The 6,070-nt window shown below is 60.8% G+C and carries 9 protein-coding genes; 2 read left to right on the top strand and 7 right to left on the bottom strand.

Annotated elements, in window-relative coordinates; all coding sequences use genetic code 11:
- The first annotated feature begins 39 nt into the window (after positions 1–39).
- A complete protein-coding gene (locus tag A2I95_RS24980; protein WP_291734248.1) occupies positions 40–1,410 on the top strand; it encodes a glutamate--cysteine ligase in 1,371 nt (456 codons plus the stop codon).
- Positions 1,411–1,460: 50 nt separating this feature from the next.
- Here the strand turns inward: A2I95_RS24980 and A2I95_RS24975 are convergent, their stop codons facing one another.
- The 6 genes from A2I95_RS24975 to A2I95_RS24950 form a co-directional block, all read right to left on the bottom strand.
- Positions 1,461–2,333, bottom strand: a complete 873-nt coding sequence (locus A2I95_RS24975) for a DUF805 domain-containing protein (RefSeq protein ID WP_291734246.1) — start codon at positions 2,331–2,333, stop codon at positions 1,461–1,463.
- 96 nt (positions 2,334–2,429) lie between these two features.
- On the bottom strand, positions 2,430–3,083 hold the full coding sequence (locus A2I95_RS24970) for a fatty acid desaturase (protein ID WP_291734244.1): 654 nt from the start codon (positions 3,081–3,083) through the stop codon (positions 2,430–2,432).
- 32 nt (positions 3,084–3,115) lie between these two features.
- The gene (locus tag A2I95_RS24965) at positions 3,116–3,856 is read right to left on the bottom strand and encodes a hypothetical protein (RefSeq protein ID WP_291734242.1); all 741 of its coding nucleotides are present in this window, start codon (positions 3,854–3,856) and stop codon (positions 3,116–3,118) included.
- Between the two features lie 161 nt (positions 3,857–4,017).
- Positions 4,018–4,209: a hypothetical protein gene (locus tag A2I95_RS24960; protein ID WP_291734238.1), complete on the bottom strand. Its 192-nt coding sequence runs from the start codon at positions 4,207–4,209 to the stop codon at positions 4,018–4,020.
- The gene (locus tag A2I95_RS24955; RefSeq protein ID WP_291734236.1) at positions 4,209–4,553 is read right to left on the bottom strand and encodes a MarR family transcriptional regulator; all 345 of its coding nucleotides are present in this window, start codon (positions 4,551–4,553) and stop codon (positions 4,209–4,211) included. The genes A2I95_RS24960 and A2I95_RS24955 overlap by 1 nt, the downstream gene beginning before the upstream one ends.
- Before the next feature lie 122 nt (positions 4,554–4,675).
- Positions 4,676–5,149 carry a YHS domain-containing (seleno)protein gene (locus tag A2I95_RS24950; RefSeq protein WP_027256470.1) on the bottom strand — a complete coding sequence of 158 codons (474 nt, stop codon included), beginning with the start codon at positions 5,147–5,149 and terminating at the stop codon, positions 4,676–4,678.
- 240 nt (positions 5,150–5,389) lie between these two features.
- Between A2I95_RS24950 and A2I95_RS24945 the strand changes: the two genes are divergently transcribed.
- A complete protein-coding gene (locus A2I95_RS24945) occupies positions 5,390–5,740 on the top strand; it encodes a hypothetical protein (RefSeq protein WP_027256469.1) in 351 nt (116 codons plus the stop codon).
- Here the strand turns inward: A2I95_RS24945 and A2I95_RS24940 are convergent.
- A complete protein-coding gene (locus A2I95_RS24940; protein WP_027256468.1) occupies positions 5,730–6,002 on the bottom strand; it encodes a hypothetical protein in 273 nt (90 codons plus the stop codon). The two genes, A2I95_RS24945 and A2I95_RS24940, sit on opposite strands and share 11 nt — an antisense overlap.
- Positions 6,003–6,070: the final 68 nt, after the last annotated feature.

Genomic DNA, 6,070 nt, shown 5'->3' with positions numbered 1-6,070 from the left:
GACCCTTCATGACAGACCTAACAGGACGGAGTGCCAGGCATGTCCATTCCCCAGTCCGGCGGCGGACCGATCGAACGCCACGAACAGCTTGCAGAATATCTTGCTGACGGCTGCAAACCCAAGGAAGACTGGCGCATCGGCACCGAGCATGAGAAATTCGGCTTCTGCAAGGACACGCTGAAGCCGCTGCCCTATAAAGGCGAGCGCTCGATCGAAGCTGTGCTGACAGGCCTGCGCGACAGCCACGGCTGGGCGCCCGTGACCGAAGGCGGCAATCTGATCGGCCTGGAAAAAGACGGCGCCAATGTCAGCCTGGAACCGGGCGGCCAGCTGGAACTGTCCGGTGCGCCGCTGGAAACCATCCATGAGACCTGCGACGAGGTGAACGCCCACCTGCGCGACGTGAAGGATATTGCCGACAAGATCGGCGTCGGCTTCATCGGCCTGGGCGCCGCCCCTGTGTGGCGCCATGAAGACATGCCTCTGATGCCCAAGGGCCGTTACAAGCTGATGGACGGCTATATGCAGAAGGTCGGTACCATGGGCACCACCATGATGCGCCGTACCTGCACCGTGCAGGTGAACCTCGATTTTTCCTCCGAGGCCGACATGATGCAGAAGATGCGTGTCGCACTGGCGCTGCAGCCGGTGGCAACCGCGTTGTTTGCCAATTCACCGTTCCTCGATGGCAAACCCAACGGCCACAAATCCTGGCGCGCCCGCGTCTGGCGCGATCTGGACGCCGACCGCACCGGTATGCTGCCGTTTGTGTTCGACGCGGGCTTCGGGTTCGAGGCCTGGGTGCAATACGCGCTCGATGTGCCGATGTATTTCGTCTACCGCAACGGCGAATACGTGAACGCGCTGGGCATGTCGTTCCGCGACTTCCTGAAGGGCGAGCTGCCGGCGCTGCCCGGCGAGACCCCGACGCTCAGCGACTGGGCTGACCACCTCACCACCGTTTTCCCTGAGGCCCGCGTGAAGAAATTCATCGAAATGCGTGGCGCCGACGGCGGCCCCTGGCGGCGTCTGTGCGCGCTGCCTGCGTTCTGGGTCGGCTTGACCTATGATCAGTCGGCGCTGGACGCCGCCTGGGATCTGGTCAAGGGCTGGGACGCGGAAACCCGTGATGCGCTGCGGGTTGCGGCCTCGGAACAGGGGCTGCAGGCCAAGGTGGGCAGTATCGATATGCATGAGCTGGCGCGTGAAGTGGTGGCAATTTCGGAAAGCGGCCTGAAAGCCCGGCACAAACCCGGCGCGGGCGGGCTGGTGCCGGATGAGACACATTTCCTGAACGCACTGAAGGACAGTCTCGACAGTGGCAAGGTTCCGGCGGATGAGCTGCTGGCGCGCTACAATGGCGCCTGGGGCGAAGACCTGACACGCATCTACGGCGAGTTTGCCTACTGAAGAAAGAAGGCCGCGTCGGTGACGCGGCCCTCTTTTATGCCGGTGCGGGCTCAGCCGTTTGGTTTGCTTAGCACCCGGCTTTGATACAGCTCTCGGACCTGTGCCTTGCGTGCGGCCTGTAGCATTATTTGCTCTTCATCCGTGCGCTTGGTCAGATAGGCATAGCCTGCATAGGCGTTGTGCCCGTGTCTGGAAGATCCGCGGGCAGGGGTCTGCACGGGGCTGGTGCCATGGATGCTGTCGCTGCGATCAGACGGCAGCAGCATGAAGTAGAGATGCAGCAACAGGGCGATGAATGGGCCAAGCCCGAACAACATAATCTGAAACAGGTATTGATAACCGGCCACTGGGTTATGCGACGCCATGGCGCCGGTCTGGTCCAGCACGGCACCCGGATCCGCCTGCGCCGCGCCCCCCAGCATGGCCTCCAGCACCGGGCCCCAATTCACCGCATTGGCAACGGCTGCCATATTGAACAGTGCATCCCAGAAGCCACCCGACAGGGAGGCCGTCACGGCACCGGCCACCATCAGTCCGGGGCCGAGGCCGCTGGGGTCAGCCATCGGCAGAGAAGTCAGCAGACCAAAGCTCATCACCACGCCCAAAGTGAAGGCGGTGAAGGGCAGTTTGACCCATTTTCCACTGCGCCCGGCGTCATGCAGCCTGCGTACAGTCAGCGACAACCGGGGGATGAAGGTGAACAGGAACAGCCCGATCGAACCATAGTGGAACGGGTTGAGCGGCGGCACCTCGCGGCGCAGCAAATGAGCCCAGACTTCGGAAGTATCCCCCGGCAGCATCAGGAAAATGCACAGCCAGACCGTCGGGATGATGCACCAGTACTCCAGTCGGGTCGCGCGGCCGTTAAAATCAAGGAACTTGAACGTAAAGCTTTCAAAAGCGGAGATAATTCGGGAGATCATTGGAAGCCTGTTGTGAAGAAATCTCCTCTGAGTTGCGCTTGGAATCGGGCTGAAATTGGGCCGCCGCCTGACAAAAAGTGGGATACCAGCCGCCGTTCAGTCTCCGTTCAGCCAAGGTAGTACCGGCAGGCGGCTCGCGGCGTAGCCGGGCACCTGGGTATCCAGCCGTGCCGCCAATTCCGGCAGGCGGCTGACAGGCACTTTCGGGAACAGATGGTGTTCACGGTGGAACAGCATCAGATAGGCGGCCTTGGCCAGAACACCGCGCTGGCTGCGGGCGGCCTGACAGGTATTTTTAGTGCCCTGGTGAGTGATCCAGGCCGCGAAGAAGACGGTCATGCATTGCGCCGCCGCCGTTGCCGCAAGATGCCGCAGCAAGAACCGCTGGCCGCTCCACAGGAAAGCACCGGCCAGCAGTGCCACGCAGATCCCGTCCCGCAGGATCCGTTGGCGCCATTTGGCACCGCCCTGTCCCCAGCAGGCACGTATCAGATCAAGCGGAAAGCGCGGCCCGTAGCGCAGCACTTGGCCTGCGCTCATATGCCCGCAGTGGCCCTCGATATCGCTGGGGCCCATGGTGTGGCGATGGTGCTGCATATGGCTCCAGGCGACCGAGCAGTTGCAGCCGCACATCAGCGCGCTGAGACTGTGCAGCACTGCAATGTCCCAGCGCTGACGGCGGGTGACTGGCAGCAGATATTGCCAGATGACAGTGCGCGGGGCCGATTCACGGGAAACAGGCGGGCTCATGGCGGTCTCCTTTTTTGAAACGGGGCAGGGGATCAGGCCGGTTGTTCAGCCGCAGATTCCGGTTCGGGCGTACGGGCTTGAGCCTCCCGTTTGGGCTGGTCCGCCAGCAAAGCTTCACGAACCACAGCCCGCAGGGTGGCAACGGCATGAGAGAAGCCGAGGCCAAGGCAGATCGCCGCCAGGCCAAGCGCAGGCAGCAGGCCCAGGAAATCCATTTCCAGCAGCGGGATTGCGGCGCCAATCAGGATGACGCCGCCAAGACCCACCATGGCATAGCCGGTGGCGATGGTAACCGCGCCCGCCCTGGCTGCGCGTCCTGATCGCGGGCAGTCCCCCAGCAGGGTTCCGATCCGCAGGATCATCAGAGCCATCGCCAGCAGCCTCAGCATACCAAGGCCCAGGTAAATACCGATTTCAATCAGCATGATGTTTTCCTTTCGGGGTAAAATGGTCTGTTTGTAGAAATCGCGTTCCAAGCGTTCGTAGATTTTGCCGCTGACCGCGCCCCAAAGCGGCGCAAAGAGGCTGCCGAACACTAGAAAGACGCTGGTGCCGTCGAAGTTTCCCCCAGCCGCAAACGCCAGGAGGAAGATCGGCGTGAAGATCAGCAGTTGTGTCTTAAAGGCCAGCAGGGCCCATTTTCCTGGTGTCGGACGATTCCGGGCCATGTATGCGAGCATGACGGGAATGCCGATCACCAGGTAAAGCGGGCCGCCAATCAGCGCTGCAAAGGGCGGGATCAGGAGGAGCGGTGCTCCGAGCAAGCCTGTCACCAAAGGCGTCCCAACCATGGCGACGGCGAATGCAATCGGATCCACCAGGTAGCGGCCCGGGCTGACATGGCATGAAAGATTTTCCCTTAGTTTCAGTTATTTCTGTCATAAGAGAAATACTTTCGCAAAAATTTTTAAGTCATGAGAGCTTTGGGCCGAATTTACTCCTGTTTCTTCACACCGGGCAGGAACTTCGTCACTTTGGCGCCCAGTTTCAGCACCGCCAGATGCACCGCGCGGGGCAGGCGGGAGAAATCCATGTACCAATCGTCAAACATCCGCATCACCCGCAGGGTCTCGCCCATGCGGTCCTTGACCGCCTTGGGGGTGCTGTCGGCCTCAGCCCCGTGCATCACTTCACCAAGGCGCGCAGGGTCGGGGCAAACTCGCGCTCGCGCCGTGCCGCGATCACCGCATCTACCAAGTCGAACATGTCCCGGATCGAGGTGAAGTGATCGCGCCGGTCGCCCAGCTGGCGGCTGACCTTGACCAGCCGCTGCGCCTGCAACTCTTTGAGCCCGTTGGAGACATTGGATCGCGCCAGCCCCAGCACCTCGCAAATCTCGTCCGCCGTCATCGGATCAATGGAGATATGCAGCAGCGCATGGATCTGCGCCACCGAACGGTTCACCCCCCAGCGGGACCCCATCTCGCCCCAGTGAAGGATAAAGTTCTGCATTGCGGGGGTCAGTTTCATCACGGAATCCTGAAGTTTCTGTAATGACAGAAAGTTGGGAATCCCAAGTCGTGTCAAGTCAACGAAAATGCCGACGGCAGGTTTCCCTGCCGCCGGCTGTTCGCTTGTGAGTGATGTGAAGCTTACTGCTGCAGCGCGGCCGGGTCTTTATCCGCGATATCTTCCCAGTTTACATCGGCCTTCTCGATGAAGCCCGGGATGTCGCCTTCCCAGCGGGTCTGAATGTCTTTGGCGAGGTTCAAATACAGCTTGTCGTCGACGATTTTCCAAAGCGTCGGATCGCCGTCGAATTTAAAGCCCATGGCGGCGCCAAAGGCGCAGTAGCCGCCGTAGGCCGGCAGGTAGGCTTCCGGGTTCTTTTCAAATTCAGCTTTGTTTTCTTCTGAGGCAAACCGGTACATCGCGTCATTATGGAGCGCGGTGATTTTCCAGTTGCCCGGTGTCGGTTCTCCAGCGGTGAAATACGCAACCGGGTCGTATCCCTGCAGCGCAAGGCCGGTTGAGGAGGCATTGAGTTCTACACCGGCAGCCATAGCAGAAGTCGCCAGAGCAACCGAAAGCGCCACACCGCTCACCAGAGCTTTTACTTTGTTCATGGATCCCGTCCTTTCAATACCGGCCGGGACTGCAGAGAATTTGCGCCCGGCTGGTGTTTCATATTGCGTGCCGCGGTATGCTGCGGGTCACGGCACTGATGTGGAGGACCGGGCGATCACGTTCAAAACAACTCAATTTGAATGTGCATCAGGCGGTGGCTCCCTGTGCATTCATGCGCAGAATAGGTGACAGCACCGTCTGAGGCGGGCAGGGTGAACGCAGGTAAAATGGAGATAAGGATGACACAAGCATTGCCCAGCCGCCGTGCGGTTCTCAGCGGGCTGACGGCTTTGGCCCTTTTGGCAACTCCCGCCAGCGCGCAAAACGTCAGCGGTGTTTATCGCGCGGAAGGGCGTAATCCCGACGGCAGCAGCTATACCGGCACCGTAGAAATCCAGGACAACGGCGGGACGATAGAGATGCAGTGGCGGATTGCCAGCCAGTCCTATTCCGGCAGCGGCTCGCGCAATGGCGATGTGGTCTGGGTGAACTGGGGCCAGACGCACCCGGTGGTCTATGTGCGGATGCCCAGCGGCGAGCTGCACGGCACCTGGGGCAATGGCCGCGCGCTGGAACGGCTCATTCCGTGATCTGAAGGGCCAGCACAAAACGGATCACTTTTTCCTCGGGCATTTCGCAGGGTTTCAGCAAGGATCCGGATGTCAGCCGGTACAGGTTGAGGCTGATGTAGTCCCCGCCGCCGCGTTCCCAGGCTTCCAGTTTTTGCGCCTTGCCGCAGGCCAGATCCTGGCGGGTAACTGAGTAGCGCCGCCCAGCTGCAGTACCGCTAAAGGCACCCAAAGGCAGCGCATCAAAAGCGGCCAGAAACGCATCCAGCCTGCCGCGGCTCACTTCTGGCCGATCCGCGGCTCCGTGCCTGCACGCAAACGCGCGATATTGGCCGAGTGACGGATAAATAC

It is taken from the genome of Leisingera sp. F5, assembly GCF_001593695.1.
The sequence above is the reverse complement of the archived record's forward strand: the minus strand, read 5'-3'. Positions and strand labels throughout refer to the sequence as shown.